Genomic DNA, 17,778 nt, shown 5'->3' on the forward strand with positions numbered 1-17,778 from the left:
CCCGGGTCGGTCGAGGGGTTCGGGGGACCAGGAGTGCCCCGCTGCCTATAGTGGGTCAGGCCGATGACGGCATCCAGACGACGAACGGGCAAGAGGGGCAACGTGGCCGACGAAGTTCTCACCGAACGACGGGGCCGCACCCTCGTCATCACCATCAACCGGCCCGAGGCGCGCAACGCCTTCAACACGGCCGTCGCCCAAGGCCTCGCCGACGCGATGGACGAACTCGACGACACCGCCGAACTCTCCGTGGCGATCGTGACCGGGGCAGGCGGAAACTTCTGCGCCGGAATGGATCTCAAGGCATTCATGGCCGGCGAGGTCCCCACGATCCCCGGCCGCGGCATCGGTTTCACCGAACGTCCGCCGCGCAAGCCGGTGATCGCTGCCGTCGAGGGCTACGCGTTGGCCGGTGGCACCGAGATCGTGCTGGCGACGGATCTGGTGGTCGCCTCCAAGGTGGCGAAGTTCGGCATCCCCGAGGTCAAGCGCGGTCTGGTGGCGGCCGGCGGTGGATTGCTGCGGCTCCCGCATCGCATCCCCTATCAGAAGGCCCTCGAGCTGGCACTGACCGGTGAGAGCTTCACCGCCGAGCAGGCCGCCGGGTGGGGCTTCGTCAACGTCCTGACCGAGCCGGGTGAAGCATTGGCCGGCGCTCTGGCTCTCGCAGAACGCATTTCGGCCAACGGGCCCCTTGCGGTGGCGGTGACCAAGGAGGTCATCGTGAAGTCCGCCGGGTGGAGCGAGGACGAGATGTGGCGCAAGCAGCAGGAACTCATCATGCCGGTGTTCTCCTCCAAGGACGCCATGGAGGGTGCGACCGCGTTCGCCGAGAAGCGCACGCCCAACTGGACGGGTTCGTGACGGGCGCGTGACGCGCCCGCTGGACGAGCTGGGTTTCTACCTGCTGGCCGGTGCGGGTGGCGAGGGACCGGCGGGATTGATGGACGAAGCGCGCACCGGCGAGGAGCTCGGCTTCGGCACGGCGTTCATCTCCGAACGGTGGAACGTCAAGGAGGCCTCGTCACTCGTCGGGGCGGCGTGCGCGGTGACCAGCCGCATGCGCATCGCCACCGCGGCGACGAATCACAACACGCGCCATCCGCTCATCACCGGGTCGTGGGCGACCACGATGCACCGGCTCTCGGGCGGTCGCTTCACCCTCGGCATCGGACGCGGGATCGCCGCGCTCTACGGCGCCTTCGGCGTGCCGCCGGTGACCACCGCGCAGATGGAGGACTTCGCCCGCGTCATGCGCAGGCTGTGGCAGGGCGAGGTCGTCGTCGACCACGACGGTCCCATCGGGACGTACCCGTTGCTGTTCCTCGATCCCGACTTCCGCGAGGACATCCGGCTCGCCATCGTGGCGTTCGGACCGCAGACCCTGGCACTCGGCGGCCGACTGTTCGACGACGTCGTCCTGCACACGTACTTCACGCCGGCGACGCTGCAGCGGGCGGCCAAGACGGTCAAGGAGGCTGCCGAGCAGGCCGGCCGCGATCCCCGCGACGTCAGGGTGTGGTCGTGCCTCGCCACCGTCGGCGATCATCTCCCCGAGGAGGTGCGGCTGAAGAAGACCGTCGCCAGATTGGCGACCTACCTGCAGGGCTACGGTGACCTGCTGGTGACGACCAACGACTGGGATCTCGCCGTGCTGCAGCGATTCCGGGACGATCACGTGGTGCAGTCCATCGGTGGCGGCATCGACCACCACGCGACCGCCGAGCAGATCGAGCACATCGCGACGCTGATCCCCGCGGAGTGGTTGGAACCGTCGGCGACGGGATCCGCGCAGCAGTGCGTCGACCGCGTGCGCGAGGAGTTCGACTACGGCGCCGACGCGGTGATCATGCACGGCGCCACCCCGGAGGAACTCGCGCCCATCATCGCGGCGTACCGCGCGTCCTGACCCGGCGCGTGGGCTCGTCAGCAGCAGCGGGCGGCGGGGTTGCGGTCGGCGTCCGCGTACCTCGTGCGCCAGTACTCCCGTTCGGAGCACACGGGTTCACCGGGATGGGTGCGTTCCCGGTGCGCGACGTAGCGTCGGTAGTGGTCGTCGCCCATCAGTGCCCCCCAGAACCAGCCAATCTGGCGGAGGATTGCGGCAATTCGTCCCACTGTCGTTGCACCTCCTTCTCGGCGGCAGACGGAATCAGGCCCGACGGCGCGAAGATCCGCGACGGCACCGGCTCGTCGGTGCTCGACGGCGTGGCGGACCCGCGAATCGCCTTGAGCGCCACGATGATTCCGGCGATGAACACGATCACGACGAGGATCGCGAACACGACCGACAGCGTGCCCTGGATGAAGGTGTTGCGGATGACGGCGTCGATCTGAGCGGCGTTCTTGGCCGCGCCGAAGGCGGCCTTGCCCGCGTCCTTCGCGCCGACGTACTGGGCGTGCTGGCTCCAGTAGCCCACCTTGGGGTCGGACGAGAAGATCTTCTGCCACGACGCGTTCATCGTGACGATCAGGTCCCACGCCAGCGGGAGCGCCGGGATCCACGCCCACTTCAGCAGCCCGCGCTTGACGACGACCACGGTGACGACGGTCAGGGCGATGGCGGCCAGCAGCTGGTTGGCGATGCCGAACAGCGGGAAGAGCGTGTTGATCCCACCCAGCGGATCGGTCACCCCCATCAGCAGGATGCTGCCCCAGGCCGCGACGACCACGACGCTGCACGCCCACGCACCGACCCGCCAGCTGGGATTGCGCAACTTCTCCAGTGGCCCACCGAGATTCGCGAGCCCGTCGGACAGCATGAAGCGGGCGACCCGCGTGCCCGCGTCGACGGTGGTGAGGATGAACAGCGCCTCGAACATGATCGCGAAGTGGTACCAGAACGCCTTGAGCCCCGCCCCGCCGAAGACCTGGTGCAGCACCTCGGACATGCCGAACGCCAGCGTCGGGGCGCCGCCGGTGCGCGACACGATCGAGTCCTCGCCGACGCTCGCGGCCGCGGCCCCGATGTCGGCACCCGTGGTGGGAGCGCCGGACAGCCGCAGGCCGTTTACGTAGTCCGCGGCGCTCTGGGCGGTGGTGCCGGTCTGCGCGGTCGGTGCGTTGATGGCGAAGTACAGGTGCTGATTGAGGATGGCCGCGGTGATGAGCGCCATGATCGCGACGAACGACTCGGTGAGCATGCCCCCGTAGCCGATGAGCCGCATCTGGCTCTCCTTCTCCAACAGCTTGGGCGTGGTGCCGGAGGAGATGAGCGAATGGAAGCCGGACAGCGCGCCGCACGCGATGGTGATGAACAGGAACGGGAACAGCGAGCCGGCGAACACCGGGCCGGTGCCGCTGGAGGCGAAGCTCGAGATCGCCGGCGCCGCCATGACGGGCCGGGCGACCACGATGCCGATGGCCAGCAGGACGATGGTGCCAACCTTCATGAACGTCGACAGGTAGTCGCGTGGCGCCAGCAGCAACCAGACCGGGAGGATCGACGCCGCCAGCCCGTAGACGATGATGCACCACGACAGCGTGACCTTCGACAGCGTGAACCAGTCCGTCCCCCAGCTGGTTTCGGCCACCCAGCCGCCCGAGACGACGGCCAGGAGCAGCAGCGCGACGCCGATCAGCGACACCTCGGACACGCGGCCCGGCCGCAGGAACCGCAGATAGAGCCCCATGAACACCGCGATGGGGATCGTCATGGCAATGGAGAACACGCCCCAGGGGCTCTCGGCGAGAGCGTTGACGACCACGAGGGCCAGCACCGCCAGCAGGATCACCATGATCACCAGGACGCCGACGATCGCCGCGACACCCCCGACCGCGCCCAGCTCATCACGGGCCATCTGGCCCAGCGAGCGGCCCCGGCGGCGCACCGAGATGGCCAGCACCAGGTAGTCCTGAACGCATCCGGCGAACACCGCGCCCACGATGATCCAGATGGTGCCCGGCAGATAGCCCATCTGCATGGCCAGGACGGGACCGACGAGGGGACCGGCGCCCGCAATCGCCGCGAAGTGGTGGCCGAACAGCACCCGGCGGTCGGTGGGCATGTAGTCGGTGGCGTTCTCGTAGACCTCCGCCGGGGTGGCGTCGTCGTCGCGGGGCGAGACGATCTTCATCTCGATGAGCCGGGCGTAGAACCGGTAGCCGATGACGTAGGTGCACACGGCCGCGATCACGAACCAGACCGCGTTCACCGTCTCACCGCGGAAGAACGCGATGACCGCCCAGGCGATGGCGCCGAGCAGCGCGATGACCGCGAAGACCACCTTGTGCCTGGTGGTGATCGGGGATCGGTCGACGATGGCCACCGGGGGAAGGTCGGGATAGGTCCTGACGTAGGTGACGTCGCCGTCGGTCTCCTCGACGCGCGCGGGTTGGGTGGGGGTGACCATGCGCCCGATCCTTTCATCGCCGATCCCACCGGTTGGCGGAAACGCCACCATTCGTTCAGCGTTCGTACAGAGTTCGCACGGTATCGAGGGTGTCGGCCTCGCCCGGTCCCTTGTCATCGCGATAGCGCAGCACCCTCGCGAACCGCAGGGCCATCCCACCGGGGTAGCGGGTCGACGTCTGCACCCCGTCGAGAGCGATCTCGACGACCTGCTCGGGCCGCAGCGTCACGACGTAACCGTCGGTGGGGCCGTCGGCCAGTTCCAGGAACCGGCCGGTCTGCCAGTCCAGCATCTCGTCGGTCATGCCCTTGAACGTCTTGCCGAGCATGACGAACCCGCCCGTCGCGGGATCGCGGGCTCCCAGATGGATGTTGGACAGCTTGCCGGTCCGTCGGCCCGAGCCCCACTCGACGGCGAGCACCACCAGGTCGAGGGTGTGGACGGGCTTGACCTTCAACCACCCGGCGCCGCGGCGCCCCGCCTCGTACGGCGCGGCGGGCGACTTCGCCATCACGCCCTCGTGCCCGGCGGCCAGTGTCACCGCCAGGAAGTCCGCCGCGTCGTCGACGTCGGAGGTCAGCAGGCGGTCGACGCGCTGCGCGTCGGGGATCAGCGCGTCGAGGACCGCCAGACGCTCGGTGGTCGGCAGGTCGAGCAGATCGGTGCCGTCGAGGTGCAGCAGATCGAAGAAGAACACCGACAGCGGTTGCGCTGCCCTGGCGGCCTCGACGTCGGCGGAGCGGTCCCGGCCGCCCCGGCCACCGCCGCGGCCGAACCGGGACGCGGTCACCTGGAAGCGGTGCGGTCGGCCTTCGGGACGCAGCGCAATGGCCTCGGCGTCGGCGATCAACGCGGTGGCGGGAAGCGCGAGGGCTGCTTCGACGACCTCGGGTAGCCGGGCGGTGATGTCGTCCAGGCTGCGGGTGTAGATCGACACCGTCTCGCCGAATCGGTGGATCTGGACCCTGGCGCCGTCGAGCTTGGCCTCGAACACTGCTGTGCCGCCGAGCTTTTGGAGTGCGTCGGCGACGCCGGTCGCCGTCTGCGCGAGCATCGGGCCGACCGGCCTGCCGACCTGGAGCGTGAACTCGCTGAGTGCGGCGCTGCCCCCGGTCAGCACCGCAGCGGCGACGGTCGGCAGATCGCCGCTCAGCATCGCGGCGCGGCGCACCTTGACTGCGGGCACGCCGGCGGCGCCGGCCACCGCGTCGGCCATCACGCCGACGAGGGCGCCCTGGCGCAGTTCGCCGCCGAGCAGCCGACGCAGGAACGTCTGCTCGCCGGCGGTGGCCGCGGCGAACACGCCCGCCACCAACTCCGCCCGGCGGGTCTGAGATCCCTTGCCGGAGACCGCCCCGATCTCGGTGAAGGCGGCGTCGACGCCCCCGACGGTCAGCGACGGTTCGACGGCCGGCGGCGGCAGCGCGCGCAGCGTTGCCCAGCCGACCCCGATCTGACGCTGCGGCAATTCACCCGACAGCCACGCCACGACGACGGCGACGAGCTGGGGGTCCGCCTCGGCTGCGGCCGCGGTCAGCAGGTCGGCGATGCGCCGAATCTTGGCCAGCCGGGCCGAGACCGAACCGACCTCGGCGGAGGCGTTGGCGACGTCGACGAGGAGCACGGCACCAGCCTGGCACGGGGGTCGGACACCGCGGCGCTCACCAGCCGTTTGACCGGCCCGCGCAATGGGCAACACCCTGGTGCACGTCCCACCACGCACCAGGAAGAGGAATCACCATGGCACTCAATGACGAGGACATCTCCACCTCGGACGCCGGCGGCGAGGGGCCTGCCGACGGCGGCTCGAACCCGGGCGGTCACGACGGCGGCGCCGACGGTTCTGCGGGTGAGGGTCCCGCCGACGGCGGCTCGAACCCGGGCGGTCACGACGGCGGCGCCGATGGTTCCGCGGGCGAGGGTCCGGCCGACGGCGGCTCGAACCCGGAGGGTCACGACGGCGGCGCCGACGGCACCGCGTAGCGCACCCTGGTGCTGAACCGTTGCGTCTCCACCGATGCAGGGTCGTTCGCGGCCCGGTATTGGGGACGCGAACCGTTGCTGAGCCGGGCCGAGACACTCCCGCGGGATTTCGACGATCTGCTGTCGGAGGCGGCGGTCGACGAGCTGATCGCCGAACGAGGCGTCCGCGCGCCGTTCATCAGGATGGCCGCGCAGGGGGAACTGCTCGCCCGCGACTGCTACCTCGGCCCGGCCGGCTTCGGGGCCGAGATGCCCGATCAGATCGACTCGGCCAAGGTGCTCGCGCAGTTCGCCGGCGGCGCCACGATCGTGCTGCAGGGACTGCATCGCCTCTGGCCGCCGCTCATCGAGTTCGTTCGCGGGATGGTCGACGATCTCGGCCATCCGACGCAGGCCAACGCCTACGTCACGCCACCGGCCAACCGCGGATTCGATCCGCACTACGACGTCCATGACGTCTTCGTCCTGCAGGCCGCGGGCCACAAGCGCTGGATCGTCCACGCGCCGGTGCACAGGGATCCGCTGCCGTCCCAACCCTGGACCGATCACCGCGCCGCGATCGCCGAACGGGTTGCCGAGGACCCCGTCATCGACGCCGTGATCGGCCCCGGCGACGCGCTCTACCTACCGCGGGGGTGGATCCACTCCGCGAAGGCGCTTGAGGCGACGTCGATCCACGTCACCATCGGGGTGGCCCCGCTGACGCCCGTCGACGTGGCGCACGCCGTCGTCGACAGCCTGGCGTCCCATCAGGAGTTCCGCGCGTCGCTGCCGATGGGGGTCGACGCCGCCGACCGCGGCGCCATGGCGGCCATCGCCACCAAGATCATGGCCGAGGTCGCCGAGGCCATGCGCCACCGCGCCGCGGAGGTGACCGACGGTGCGGCGGCCCGACTCGCCCGGCGGCACGCCGAGCGCACGCGGCCCGTTCCCGTCCGGCCGCTGGCCACCCTGGTCGCCGCGGAGCGGGCCGAGCACACGACGGTGCGCTGGCGGCGCGGGCTCGTCGCCACCGTCGAGCACTTCGCCGACCGCGTGGTGCTGCGGCTGCCGGATCGCACCATCACCTTTCCCGCGTCGTGCGCGCCCGCCGTCGACGCGTTCCGCCACGGGCTCGTCACCGACGCCACCGCGACGCCGGGTCTCGACCGCGCCGACGCGACCGTGCTCATCCGGCGGCTGCTGCGCGAGGCGGTGCTGGTGCCGGCAAGCCAAGGGGGACAATCGAACCCGTGAGCCGGAGATGAGCGCCAACGATGTCAGCAAGCCACCTCCGTGCAGCGACCAGTCCCGGGCCCGCAACGACCCGCTCTACGGCACGGCCTCGGCAGGCCGGTCATGGGTGCTGCTCGAACTGGCCGGACCGTGGGGCCGGTCGGCGTTCCTGAATTCGCCGGCCGTCCTCGATCCCGCTCTCGGACGCGCCATCGCCCGCCGCTTCGAGACCGCTGGACTGCGGATCGCGGCGATCCGGCGACCGGGGCGACGATCCGCCACGCCGCGGTGGCGCTGGTTCATCGCGCAGTCCGAGGAGGGCTCCGAGGCACTGCACCACGGCGAGGTGGACGGCCCGCAGGACTACCTCGACGTGGCGATCGACGGATCCGACGGCCGACCCGTCGACGGTCCCCTCGTTGCGGTGTGTGCCCACGGCAAGCACGACCAGTGCTGCGCGGTCAGGGGCCGGGCGGCGACCAAGGCCATCGCCGAGCGCTATCCCGAGGCGACCTGGGAGTGTTCGCACCTGGGCGGTGACCGATTCGCGGCGACGATGCTGGTGCTGCCCGAGGGCCTGTGCTACGGCCGCGTCGACGCCACCGACGCGGCCGGGTTGATCGGGCTCTACCTCGACGGCAGGCTCGACGATGCGTTCCTGCGCGGGCGCACCTCGCTGCCCCATGCCGTGCAGGCCGCCCAGCACTTCGCGCGGGAGCGGTCGGGGGAGGACCGCATCGCGGCGCTCTCCCCGCTGGCCGTGCGCCACGTCGACCACGACGTCCACGTCACGCTGGCCGCCGACGGCGGACCGGTCGAGGTCGTCCTCACCGAGCAGGTGACCGAACCATTACGTAGCACGTGTCATTCGTCGATCCCCGGTCCGGTGCGCACGTTCGCGCTCGTCTCCATCGGATCGCCTTAGGCGTTCGCCACACGGCCCTGCCAGCATTCGCTCAGGAGACGGACAGGTCGCACGGCCACACTCGCTGTCAATCGGCACACCACCGGACCCGAAGGGCGAATCAGCAAGGCAATGGCGACGGTCACGACATCCGCACCGCGGGCACCACGGGGGGCGGTGGCACCGTGGTGACACTGCCGGGCGTCGGTCCGATCACCTGGTCGGGCTTCGAGCACCGATGGCTCTTCCTCTTCGCGTTGGTTCCGCTGGCGCTGCTGGTGCTCTACGTCGTCGCGCAGATCCGTCGTCGTCAGCGGTTGGCACGCTTCATCGGCGCGGCACCGGGACGTAAGACGACCGTGTCCCGGCAGCTGCGGTGGCGGCACGTCCCGATCGCTCTCACGCTGATCGGGCTGGTGCTGTTGACCGTCGCCCTGGCGGGTCCCACCCGCGACGTCCGCATCCCGCGCAACCGCGCCGTCATCATGCTGGTGGTGGACGTGTCGCAGTCGATGAACGCGACCGACGTCGAACCCACCCGACTGGCCGCCGCGCAGAAGGCGGCCAAGCAGTTCGCCGCCCATCTGACCCCGGGCATCAACCTCGGCCTGATCGCGTTCGCGGGCAACTCCAACCTGCTGGTCGCGCCCAATCCCAACCACCAGGACACCATCACCGCGCTGGACAAGCTGCAGACCGCCGACAAGACGGCCACCGGCGAGGCCATCTTCACCGCGCTGCAGTCGATCGACACCGTCGGCGTCGTCCTGAGCAACGACGGCAACACACCGCCCCCGCCGGCGCGCATCGTGCTGCTCTCCGACGGTGACGAGAACGTGCCGAGCAACCCCGACAACCCCCGCGGCGCGTACACCGCCGCACGATCTGCGAAGGACCAGGGCGTGCCGATCTCGACCATCGCATTCGGCACCAAGGACGGCTACGTCGACCTGAACGATCAACGCCTGCCGGTGCCGGTCGGCACCGACACGATGACGAAGATCGCCGAGCTGTCCGGCGGCCAGACCTACACCGCCACCAGCGTCGACGAGCTGAACCGGGACTACGAGTCGGTGCAGGCTCAGATCGGCTACCAGGTGCTGCCGGGACCCGCGGCCGACGGCTGGCTGCGGCTGGCGGTGTTCGCCGCGACCGCCGCCGCGATCCTCGGCCTCGCCATCAACCGGCGGCTCCCGGCATGAGCGTCCCGCTGCTCGGCCCGCTCGCCCTCTCCGGCTTCGCCCACGGGTGGTACTTCCTGTACCTGCTGATCGTCCTCGCGCTGGCCGCGGCCTACGTCATCGTCCAGTTCGCCAGACACCGTCGCGTCCTGCGGTTCGCGAACATGGATCTGCTGGCGAAGGTGGCCCCGGCCGCGGGCAGTCGTCGATGGCGCCACGTGCCCGCCATCCTGCTGGTCGTCGCCCTGACGTTCCTGGCGGTCGCGCTCGCCGCGCCGACGCACGACGTCCGCATCCCGCGCAACCGGGCGGTGGTGATGCTGGTGATCGACGTCTCCGAGTCGATGGTGTCGACCGACGTCGCCCCCAACCGGCTGGCCGCGGCCAAGGAGGCGGGCAAGCAGTTCGCCGCCGAGCTCACGCCGGGAATCAACCTGGGGCTGGTGGCCTTTGGCGGCAGCGCCATGCTGCTGGTCGCTCCGACCACCAACCGCGCGGCCATGACGACGGCGATCGACAACCTCAAGCCCGAGGAGCGGACCGCGACCGGCGAGGGCATCTTCACCGCACTGCAGGCGATCGCGAGCGTCGGCGCGGTGATGGGTGGCGGTGACACCCCAGCCCCCGCGACCATCGTCCTGGAATCCGACGGGGCGGAGACCGTCCCGAGGAACCCCGACGACCCCCGCGGTGCGTACACCGCCGCCAGGGCGGCCAAGGACCAGGGCGTCGCCATCTCGACGATTTCGTTCGGCACCCCCGACGGCGTCGTCGACATCGGCGGCCAGCAGATCGCCGTGCCCGTCGACGACGCCACATTGCAGCAGATCACCGACATCACCGGCGGACAGACGTTCCATGCGGGCAGCCTCGAGCAGCTCAAACAGGTGTATACGACGCTGCAGCAACAGATCGGCTACGAGACCATCCGCGGCGATGCCAGCGGCGCGTGGATGCGCCTGGGTGCCGTGCTGATGGCCGCCGCAGTGCTCGCGTCGGTGCTGACCAACCGTCGCGTTCCCGTCTGAGCCGCCCGCAGACGTTCGGTGCTTTGCAGTCTGGCGTCATCGTGGAAGGGGAGCGCGCCTGGAGATCTCGGGCGGCAGGCGATGCTCAACGGGCAGTGCATCCGGCTCGACGCGGGCCAACGCTCCGCTCCGAAGTAGAGTGACTTTGGCGCGGAAACACCCGCCCAGCGCGGGTTTCCGCGCCGAACTCACGGGGGAGGGCGCCGGATGGCCACCATCGCCACGCAACTCATCGATGCACTGACCGCCAGCGGTGTGCGGCGGGTCTACGGACTGCCCGGCGACAGCCTCAACGGGTTCACCGACGCCATCAGACGCTCCGGTGACGTCACCTGGGAGCACGTGCGCCACGAAGAGACGGCGGCGTTCGCCGCGGCCGCCGACGCCGCGCTGACCGGACGGCTGGCGGTGTGCGCGGGCAGCTGCGGGCCCGGCAATCTGCATCTGATCAACGGCCTCTTCGACGCGCAGCGCAGCCGGGTGCCGGTGCTGGCGATCGCCGCGCACATCCCGCGCAGCGAGATCGGTTCGGAGTACTTCCAGGAGACGCACCCGCAGGACCTGTTCGCCGAGTGCAGCGTCTACTGCGAGCTGATCAGCACTCCCGAGATGGCGCCGCGCATCATCGAGATGGCGATGCGCACCGCGATCGAGGAGAACGGCGTCGCCGTCGTGGTCGTACCCGGTGAGATCTTCCTCGCGCCTGCCGTCGAATCCGGTTACCTCACCAAGCCGATCGTGCCGACCCGGTCGGTGGTGCGCCCCGACGACGAGGCCCTGCGCCAGGCAGCCGACATCCTCAACGGCGCCGAGCGGGTCACGATCCTCGGTGGCGCCGGCGTGCAGGGGGCCCACGACGCGCTGGTGCGGTTGGCGGGGACGTTGAACGCGCCCGTCGTGCATGCGTTGCGCGGCAAGGAGTTCATCGAGTACGACAACCCCTACGACGTCGGCATGACCGGCCTGCTCGGGTTCGCATCGGGCTACAAGGCCATCAGGGAGGCCGACGTCCTGCTGATGCTCGGCACCGACTTTCCGTACCAGCAGTTCTATCCGCAGGACGCGCGGATCGTGCAGGTCGACGTGCGGGGCCGAAACCTGGGTCGCCGCACGCCGATCGACCTCGGCCTGGTCGGCACGGTCGCCGACACGCTCGCGGCTCTGCAGCCGCTGCTGACGCAGAAGTCGTCGCGCGAGCACCTCGACCGGTCGCTGCGGCACTACGCCAAGACCCGCAAGTCCATGGACGGGCTCGCGGTCAACGATCGCGACAAGACTCCGATCCGTCCCGAATACGTTGCCGGCCTTGCCAATCGGTTGGCCGCCGAGGACGCCGTGTTCACCGTCGACGTCGGCTCGCCCGTCGTCTGGGCCGCCAGATATCTGGAGATGAACGGCAAGCGCCGGCTCATCGGGTCGTTCAACCACGGGACCATGGCGTGCGCGGTACCGCATGCGATCGGCGCGCAGACCGCGTTCCCGGACCGCCAGGTGGTCGCGCTGGCGGGCGACGGTGGGCTCACGATGCTGTTCGGCGAGCTCGTCACGCTGATGCAGAACCGCCTGCCCGTCAAGGTCATCGTGTTCAACAACTCGTCGCTGAACTTCGTGGAGCTGGAGATGAAGGCGGCGGGCATCGTCAACTTCGGCACCGACCTGGTCAACCCGGACTTCGCCGCGGTCGGACGGGCGCTGGGGGCGTTCGGTCGCCGCGTCGAGCATCCCGGCGAGTTGGAGCAGGCGCTGACCGATGCCTTCGCCCACGACGGGCCCGCGATCGTCGACGTGGTGACCGCCCGTCAGGAGCTGTCCATTCCGCCGGCCATCAGCGTCGAGCAGGCAAAGGGCTTCTCGCTCTACGCCATTCGCACGATCATGGCGGGCCGTGCCGACGAGCTGCTCGATCTGGTCACGACCAACGTGTCGCGTCGACTGCTCGATTGATCTCGGACGCGACGCCCGACCGGCCCGTGGCCGTTCCTTTTGGTAAGTTCACCTAGCTAAGTGGACCACCACCCGAGGAGCCGTCGCCCATGTTCGTTCAGTCTGCGTTCCACACCGTGCTGGCGGGCCTGGCCACCGGCGGTCTCGTCGCCGCCGGCGCCATCGGCCTCGGCGCGCCGATCGCGTCGGCGGCCGGCTGCTCGGACGTCGAAGTGGTGTTCGCCAGGGGCACTGCCGAGCCCGTCGGTCTGGGTCGGGAGGGCCAGGCGTTCGTCGACGCGCTCAAGAAGGACCTCAAGGGGCGCAGCGTCGGCGTCTACGCGGTCGACTACGCGGCGTCCTATGACTTCCTGCAGGCCACCGACGGCGCCAACGATGCCAGCGCCCACGTTCAGCAGACCATCGCCACGTGTCCGAACACCAAGATCGTGCTGGGCGGGTACTCCCAGGGCGCGGCGGTCGTCGACTTCATCACCGCCGCACCGGGACCGCTGTTCGACTTCAACGACGTCCTGCCGCCCGAGGCCGCGGATCACGTTGCGGCCGTTGCGGTCTTCGGCAATCCGTCGGACAAGATCGGCCGTCCGCTCACCGAGTTGAGTCCGCTCTACGGAGCCAAGTCCATCGACCTCTGCAACGGCGCCGACCCGGTCTGCTCACCCGGCGACGACCGCGCGGCCCACAGCCTCTACGTCGAGACGGGGATGGTGAGCCAGGGCGCCGACTTCGCGGCCAACCTGGTCAAGGGCGCGGCGCCCGCGGCCGTCTAGGGCACGCCGGCTTCAGCCGTCGAGGAGGCTCTGGTGACCGAACGCGAGGATCGGCAGGACATCTCAGAGGTACTGCTGCGCTACGCCACGGGGATCGACCGTCGTGACTGGGCGCTGTTTCGTACCGCCTTCACCGACGACTGCGACGTCGACTACGGCCAGATCGGCACGTGGCGCGGTGTCGACGCGATCACCGACTTCATGGAGCAGTCGCACGCGATGGCGGGCCCCACGATGCACCGGCTGACCAACCAGGCGATCACGGTCGACGGCGACGCCGCCGTGGCCCGCACCTACGTGGACGGTCTGATCACGTTCGGCGACAACGGATCCGGCGTCAACGCGATCGGGATCTACGACGACGAGCTCGTCAGGTTGGACGTCGGCTGGCGCATCGCCCGCCGCACGTTCACCCCGGTGCGGCTGGCCCCGATGGGTCCCCAGACCACCTGATCGAACCACTTCGGGAGAACCGCCTCCACGCCGAGGGATGGGGCGCGACGATGTCACCCATGGCCGATGACGTCCCGACGCTGACCGACCACGACCAGGAGGCGCTGCGGCGCTGGGTCGGTGCGCAGGGGCTCGGTACGGCGGTGACCGACGTCGAGCCGCTGACCGGGGGCAGTCAGAACATCGTGGTGCGCTTGCGCATCGACGGCAGACCCGCGGTGCTGCGGCGCCCTCCGCAACACCCGCGGCCGACGAGTGACAAGACGATGCTGCGCGAGATCGCGGTGTTGCAGACTCTGGCGGGCAGTGCGGTCCCGCATCCGGAGTTCATCGCGGGATGCACCGATCGCGACGTGCTCGGGGTCGTGTTCTACCTCATGGAGGACGTCGACGGGTTCAACCCCGGCAACGAGATGGCGCAGGCCTACGTCGACGACGCGACCCTGCGACACGACGTCGGCCCGGTGTACGCCGCGAGCCTGGCCCGGCTCGCCGACGTCGCGTGGGAGGGCAGTCCGCTGGCGGAGCTGCGCCGCCCGGGTTCCTTTCTGGCGCGCCAGGTTCCGCAGTTCCTCGGCCTGCTCGAAAGCTATCGCCACGATGCCTACGATCCCGGCTCCCTGCCCGCCGTCGCCGCACTGGCGCAGTGGCTCGAGGACAATCGGCCGCCCGACGGCACGCCGGGAATCATGCACGGCGATGCCCACCTGAACAACGTGCTGCTGCGGCGCGACCGCCCCGAGCTGGCGGCGTTCATCGACTGGGAGATGTGCACCATCGGTGACCCCCTGCTCGACCTGGGCTGGATGCTGGTGTGCTGGCCGACCGAGCCGAACACGATCGACGCCGGTTCGCAGCTGGCCGCGCTCGGCGGTCTGGCCGACCGACGCGAACTGCTCGACGCCTACGTGGCAGCGGGCGGCCGGTCGACGAGGCACCTCGACTGGTACGTGGCGCTGGCCTGTTTCAAGCTCGGCATCGTCATCGAGGGCACGTGGTCGCGCTACTTGGCCGGCCGTGCCAGTCGGGAGGCGGGTGAGCGCCTGCACGCGTCGGCCACCTCTCTGATCGGGCTGGGCACGCGAGTGACCAAGGGCGACAACCCCTTCGGCTAGCGGTAGGTGTCGATGCCGAGTTTGACGGCGAGCGCGATGCCCGCCGCGGCGATCGCCAGTCGCAGGGGAGTGCCCGGCACCCGCCGCACGATGGCCGGACCGATGCGCGAGCCGAGCAGACAGCCGACGCCCAACGGGACGACCGCGGTCCAGTCGACGGGGGCGAATACGGCGAAGATGATTGCCGCCACGCCATTCGCCGTTCCCAGCACGACGTTCTTGGTGGCGTTGGCGTACGCCATCGACGCGCTGCCGGTGCGGAGGAAGAGCGCCAGCATCAGCACTCCGGCCGCCGCCCCGAAGAATCCCCCGTAGAGGCAGATCGCCAGTACGGCGATGCCCACCAGCGCGGTCCTGGCGGCCGACGGTCGGGGTGGCGCGACGCGAGCGCGCTGGGGCAGGGCGATCGCCACTGCCGACGCGGCCAGCAGGACCGGCACGACGTTCTCGAAGCCGCGTGCGGGGATCGTCAGCAGCAGGGCCCCACCCGCGGCGCCACCGACCGCGGCGATGGGCACCAACCGCACCAGCGCCGCGCGCTGCCCGCGCAATTCCGGTAGCGACGCCGAGACCGACCCGATCCCGTTGAATACCAGCGCGACGGTGTTGGTGACGTTCGCCGCGACGGGCGGGAGTCCGATCACCAGGAGGGCGGGGTAGGTGGTGAGCGACGCGAGGCCGGCGATGCTGCCCGTCAGGCCGCCACCGATGCCCGCGACGAAGAGCAGTGCCACGTCGAGCCAACTCATGTCGTCATCGGCGATGAACCTAGCGGAACGGCAGGTTTGCATCCGGCGTCGGGGGAGGCCTAGCATCGCCTACGTGCCGAAGCGACTCGTAGTAGCAACCCACAGCGGGGTCTGATCCAGGCCGACCCCTCGCTGTGGGTCGTTGCTACACCGTCGGTCGATTCCTCTGGCTAGAGAAGACCGGCACATGATCTCCACTCATCAGCAGCATTCCTCCGCGGCGACCCCGTCCTTTGCGGCTCGATTCGACCGGCCACTGCCACGGGAGTTGCGCACCGACGCCCACACGCTGTCCACCGACGCGTTCCTCGCGAGGTACACCCCGTCCTCGGGTCCGGTGCGGCTCGGCGCGTGGCAGTGCACCGATGCCGACCGGCCCGCGACCAGGTGGGGACCGCAGGCCCGCAATTACCAGGCGACCATCGCGGTGGGGGATCGCATCGGCACGTCGACGGCGGCGGCGAGCGGACCGGTCGCGGCGCTGACGGCGATGCTGCACGACCGCGGGGTGCCCGTCGAGATCGCCGCGTTTCACCAGCTGACCGGCGACGGCGGCACCGCGACCTTCATCCGCGGCTCCGACGGAGTGCGTTCGGCATGGGCGATGGGCTGGGCCGACGACGTGGCGCAGTCGGCCTTGCGCGCGGTGATCGCCTGCGCCAACCGGCTCAGTGAGTAGGGCTGAACTCCAGCATCTTGCTGCCATTGCCTTCAACGCGTCGGTGTACCCCGCTGAGCGATCGACTAGGAGTCATCGACTCTGCGCTGGTGGCGGGAAAGTGTGAGTACCGACGGGAAAAGGTCACCGTCAGCGCAGAGTGAAGCGTCCCGTTGACCACCTACCTACTAGAAGGTAGATTGACGTCATGCCCGCGACGACCACCGACGACGAGATCCTCCGCTGTGCCCGATCGCTGCTCATCGACGGCGGCTACAACGGCTTCAGCTATGCCGACATCGCGGCGGCCGTCGGCATCCGCAAGGCGAGCATCCACTACTACTACCCGACCAAGGTCGACCTGGTCAGAGCGCTGGTGGCGCGCTACCGCGAGGAGGCCGACGCCGGATTCGCCGAGATGACGCGGCGGCACCCGGAGCCGGTGGATCAGCTGCGTGCCTACATCGGGTTCTGGGCGGACTGCATCCTCGACGGCACCAACACCTTCTGCCTGTGCGCCCTGCTCGCCACCCAGATCCCGGTGCTCCCGCCGGAAGTGGTGACCGAGGTCAAGGCGTACTTCCAGGTGCTGTCGACGTGGCTGGCCGCCGTTCTCGAAAACGGCCGCGAGCAAGGACGATTCACGTTCTCCGGCACCGCGCAGACGGAGGCCGAGAAGTTCATGGCCGCCGTGCACGGCGCGATGCTGTCCGCCCGCGCCTACTCCGACCCCGCGGTCTTCACGCTCGTCACCGACCCACTGCTCGAGGCCATCACCGCCTGACCCGGCCCACCCGACCCCACCCAGCCCGCACCCGGCGCCTGGGTCGATCCCGCATGGAAGAAGGAGCGCACGATGACCGACACACTGCCCGCCGAGATCAAGACTCAGAGTCGCAGCTGGCTGAAGACCTACTACTTCACCAGGGCGGGGGTGTCGCTCGTCTGGGTCGCCATCGCGTTCACCTTCGCGAAGGACCTGCCCACGCTCGCCGGGGTGCTCCTGGTCGCCTACCCGGCGTGGGATGCGCTCGCCAATGTCGTTGACGCCCAACGCAATGGCGGGTTGCGGCGCAATCCGACGCAGACGCTCAACGCCGTCGTCAGCACCGTGACGACGGCAGCCGTGGCGGTCGCGCTCAGCCAGAGCATGTTCGCGGTGCTCGGGGTCTTCGGCGTGTGGGCCAGCCTGTCGGGCCTGTTTCAGCTCGCCACGGCGATCCGTCGCTGGCGCAGCGTCGGGGCGCAGTGGGCGATGGCGCTCAGCGGGGCGCAATCCGCGGTCGTCGGCGTGACGTTCGTCGCCAAGGCCTACGGTGCGGCCACGCCCAGCATCACCGACATCGCGCCGTATGCCGCCCTCGGGGCGTTCTACTTCCTGGTGTCGGCGCTGTGGTTGGTCGTGGCCGACCGGCGACGCCGCTAG

18 protein-coding genes are annotated in these 17,778 nt (G+C 69.8%); 14 read left to right on the forward strand and 4 right to left on the reverse strand.

Annotation, left to right across the window (positions count from 1 at the left end):
- Positions 1-102 precede the first annotated feature (102 nt).
- Complete coding sequence (locus G6N60_RS09725) at positions 103-864, forward strand: crotonase/enoyl-CoA hydratase family protein (RefSeq protein ID WP_163735868.1); 762 nt, start codon at positions 103-105, stop codon at positions 862-864.
- Between the two features lie 7 nt (positions 865-871).
- Positions 872-1,909 carry a TIGR03857 family LLM class F420-dependent oxidoreductase gene (locus G6N60_RS09730; protein ID WP_163735871.1) on the forward strand — a complete coding sequence of 346 codons (1,038 nt, stop codon included), beginning with the start codon at positions 872-874 and terminating at the stop codon, positions 1,907-1,909.
- A 17-nt stretch (positions 1,910-1,926) separates the two neighbouring features.
- On the opposite strand, the gene G6N60_RS09735 is transcribed toward G6N60_RS09730, so the two are convergent.
- The 3 genes from G6N60_RS09735 to G6N60_RS09745 are packed head-to-tail and all read right to left on the reverse strand — an operon-like array spanning position 1,927 to position 5,976.
- Complete coding sequence (locus G6N60_RS09735) at positions 1,927-2,064, reverse strand: CstA-like transporter-associated (seleno)protein (protein ID WP_276028493.1); 138 nt, start codon at positions 2,062-2,064, stop codon at positions 1,927-1,929.
- Positions 2,064-4,352 carry a carbon starvation CstA family protein gene (locus G6N60_RS09740; protein ID WP_163735877.1) on the reverse strand — a complete coding sequence of 763 codons (2,289 nt, stop codon included), beginning with the start codon at positions 4,350-4,352 and terminating at the stop codon, positions 2,064-2,066. The genes G6N60_RS09735 and G6N60_RS09740 overlap by 1 nt, the downstream gene beginning before the upstream one ends.
- A 55-nt stretch (positions 4,353-4,407) precedes the next feature.
- Positions 4,408-5,976 carry an ATP-dependent DNA ligase gene (locus G6N60_RS09745; protein ID WP_163735880.1) on the reverse strand — a complete coding sequence of 523 codons (1,569 nt, stop codon included), beginning with the start codon at positions 5,974-5,976 and terminating at the stop codon, positions 4,408-4,410.
- Between the two features lie 116 nt (positions 5,977-6,092).
- Here G6N60_RS09745 and G6N60_RS09750 point away from each other — a divergent pair, with 116 nt between their 5' ends.
- From G6N60_RS09750 to G6N60_RS09790, 9 genes are all read left to right on the forward strand, one after another.
- Positions 6,093-6,335 (forward strand): BatC protein, encoded by a 243-nt coding sequence (locus G6N60_RS09750; RefSeq protein WP_163735883.1) that lies wholly within the window; start codon positions 6,093-6,095, stop codon positions 6,333-6,335.
- 9 nt (positions 6,336-6,344) lie between these two features.
- A complete protein-coding gene (locus G6N60_RS09755; RefSeq protein ID WP_163735885.1) occupies positions 6,345-7,571 on the forward strand; it encodes a cupin domain-containing protein in 1,227 nt (408 codons plus the stop codon).
- 7 nt (positions 7,572-7,578) lie between these two features.
- On the forward strand, positions 7,579-8,475 hold the full coding sequence (locus G6N60_RS09760; RefSeq protein ID WP_163735888.1) for a ferredoxin family protein: 897 nt from the start codon (positions 7,579-7,581) through the stop codon (positions 8,473-8,475).
- A gap of 167 nt (positions 8,476-8,642) precedes the next feature.
- Entirely contained in the window at positions 8,643-9,656 is a 1,014-nt protein-coding gene (locus G6N60_RS09765; protein ID WP_163743740.1) for a VWA domain-containing protein, read from the forward strand.
- On the forward strand, positions 9,653-10,663 hold the full coding sequence (locus tag G6N60_RS09770) for a VWA domain-containing protein (RefSeq protein ID WP_163735892.1): 1,011 nt from the start codon (positions 9,653-9,655) through the stop codon (positions 10,661-10,663). The genes G6N60_RS09765 and G6N60_RS09770 overlap by 4 nt, the downstream gene beginning before the upstream one ends.
- 207 nt (positions 10,664-10,870) lie before the next feature.
- The gene (poxB, locus tag G6N60_RS09775; protein ID WP_163735894.1) at positions 10,871-12,607 is read left to right on the forward strand and encodes a ubiquinone-dependent pyruvate dehydrogenase; all 1,737 of its coding nucleotides are present in this window, start codon (positions 10,871-10,873) and stop codon (positions 12,605-12,607) included.
- A gap of 89 nt (positions 12,608-12,696) precedes the next feature.
- On the forward strand, positions 12,697-13,377 hold the full coding sequence (locus G6N60_RS09780; RefSeq protein WP_163735897.1) for a cutinase family protein: 681 nt from the start codon (positions 12,697-12,699) through the stop codon (positions 13,375-13,377).
- A gap of 33 nt (positions 13,378-13,410) precedes the next feature.
- Entirely contained in the window at positions 13,411-13,830 is a 420-nt protein-coding gene (locus tag G6N60_RS09785; protein WP_163735900.1) for a nuclear transport factor 2 family protein, read from the forward strand.
- A 59-nt stretch (positions 13,831-13,889) separates the two neighbouring features.
- Positions 13,890-14,945, forward strand: a complete 1,056-nt coding sequence (locus G6N60_RS09790) for a phosphotransferase family protein (protein ID WP_163735903.1) — start codon at positions 13,890-13,892, stop codon at positions 14,943-14,945.
- On the opposite strand, the gene G6N60_RS09795 is transcribed toward G6N60_RS09790, so the two are convergent.
- A complete protein-coding gene (locus G6N60_RS09795) occupies positions 14,942-15,694 on the reverse strand; it encodes a sulfite exporter TauE/SafE family protein (RefSeq protein ID WP_179969667.1) in 753 nt (250 codons plus the stop codon). The two genes, G6N60_RS09790 and G6N60_RS09795, sit on opposite strands and share 4 nt — an antisense overlap.
- 187 nt (positions 15,695-15,881) lie before the next feature.
- Between G6N60_RS09795 and G6N60_RS09800 the strand changes: the two genes are divergently transcribed.
- The 3 genes from G6N60_RS09800 (at position 15,882) to G6N60_RS09810 (ending at position 17,778) form a co-directional block, all read left to right on the forward strand.
- Positions 15,882-16,373, forward strand: a complete 492-nt coding sequence (locus G6N60_RS09800) for a 2-isopropylmalate synthase (protein WP_163735907.1) — start codon at positions 15,882-15,884, stop codon at positions 16,371-16,373.
- A gap of 187 nt (positions 16,374-16,560) precedes the next feature.
- Positions 16,561-17,136 (forward strand): TetR/AcrR family transcriptional regulator, encoded by a 576-nt coding sequence (locus tag G6N60_RS09805; protein ID WP_163735910.1) that lies wholly within the window; start codon positions 16,561-16,563, stop codon positions 17,134-17,136.
- A 72-nt stretch (positions 17,137-17,208) separates the two neighbouring features.
- Positions 17,209-17,778, forward strand: a complete 570-nt coding sequence (locus G6N60_RS09810) for a DUF308 domain-containing protein (protein ID WP_163735914.1) — start codon at positions 17,209-17,211, stop codon at positions 17,776-17,778.

Origin of the sequence: Mycolicibacterium madagascariense (genome assembly GCF_010729665.1) — a bacterium.
Taxonomy (GTDB): domain Bacteria; phylum Actinomycetota; class Actinomycetes; order Mycobacteriales; family Mycobacteriaceae; genus Mycobacterium; species Mycobacterium madagascariense.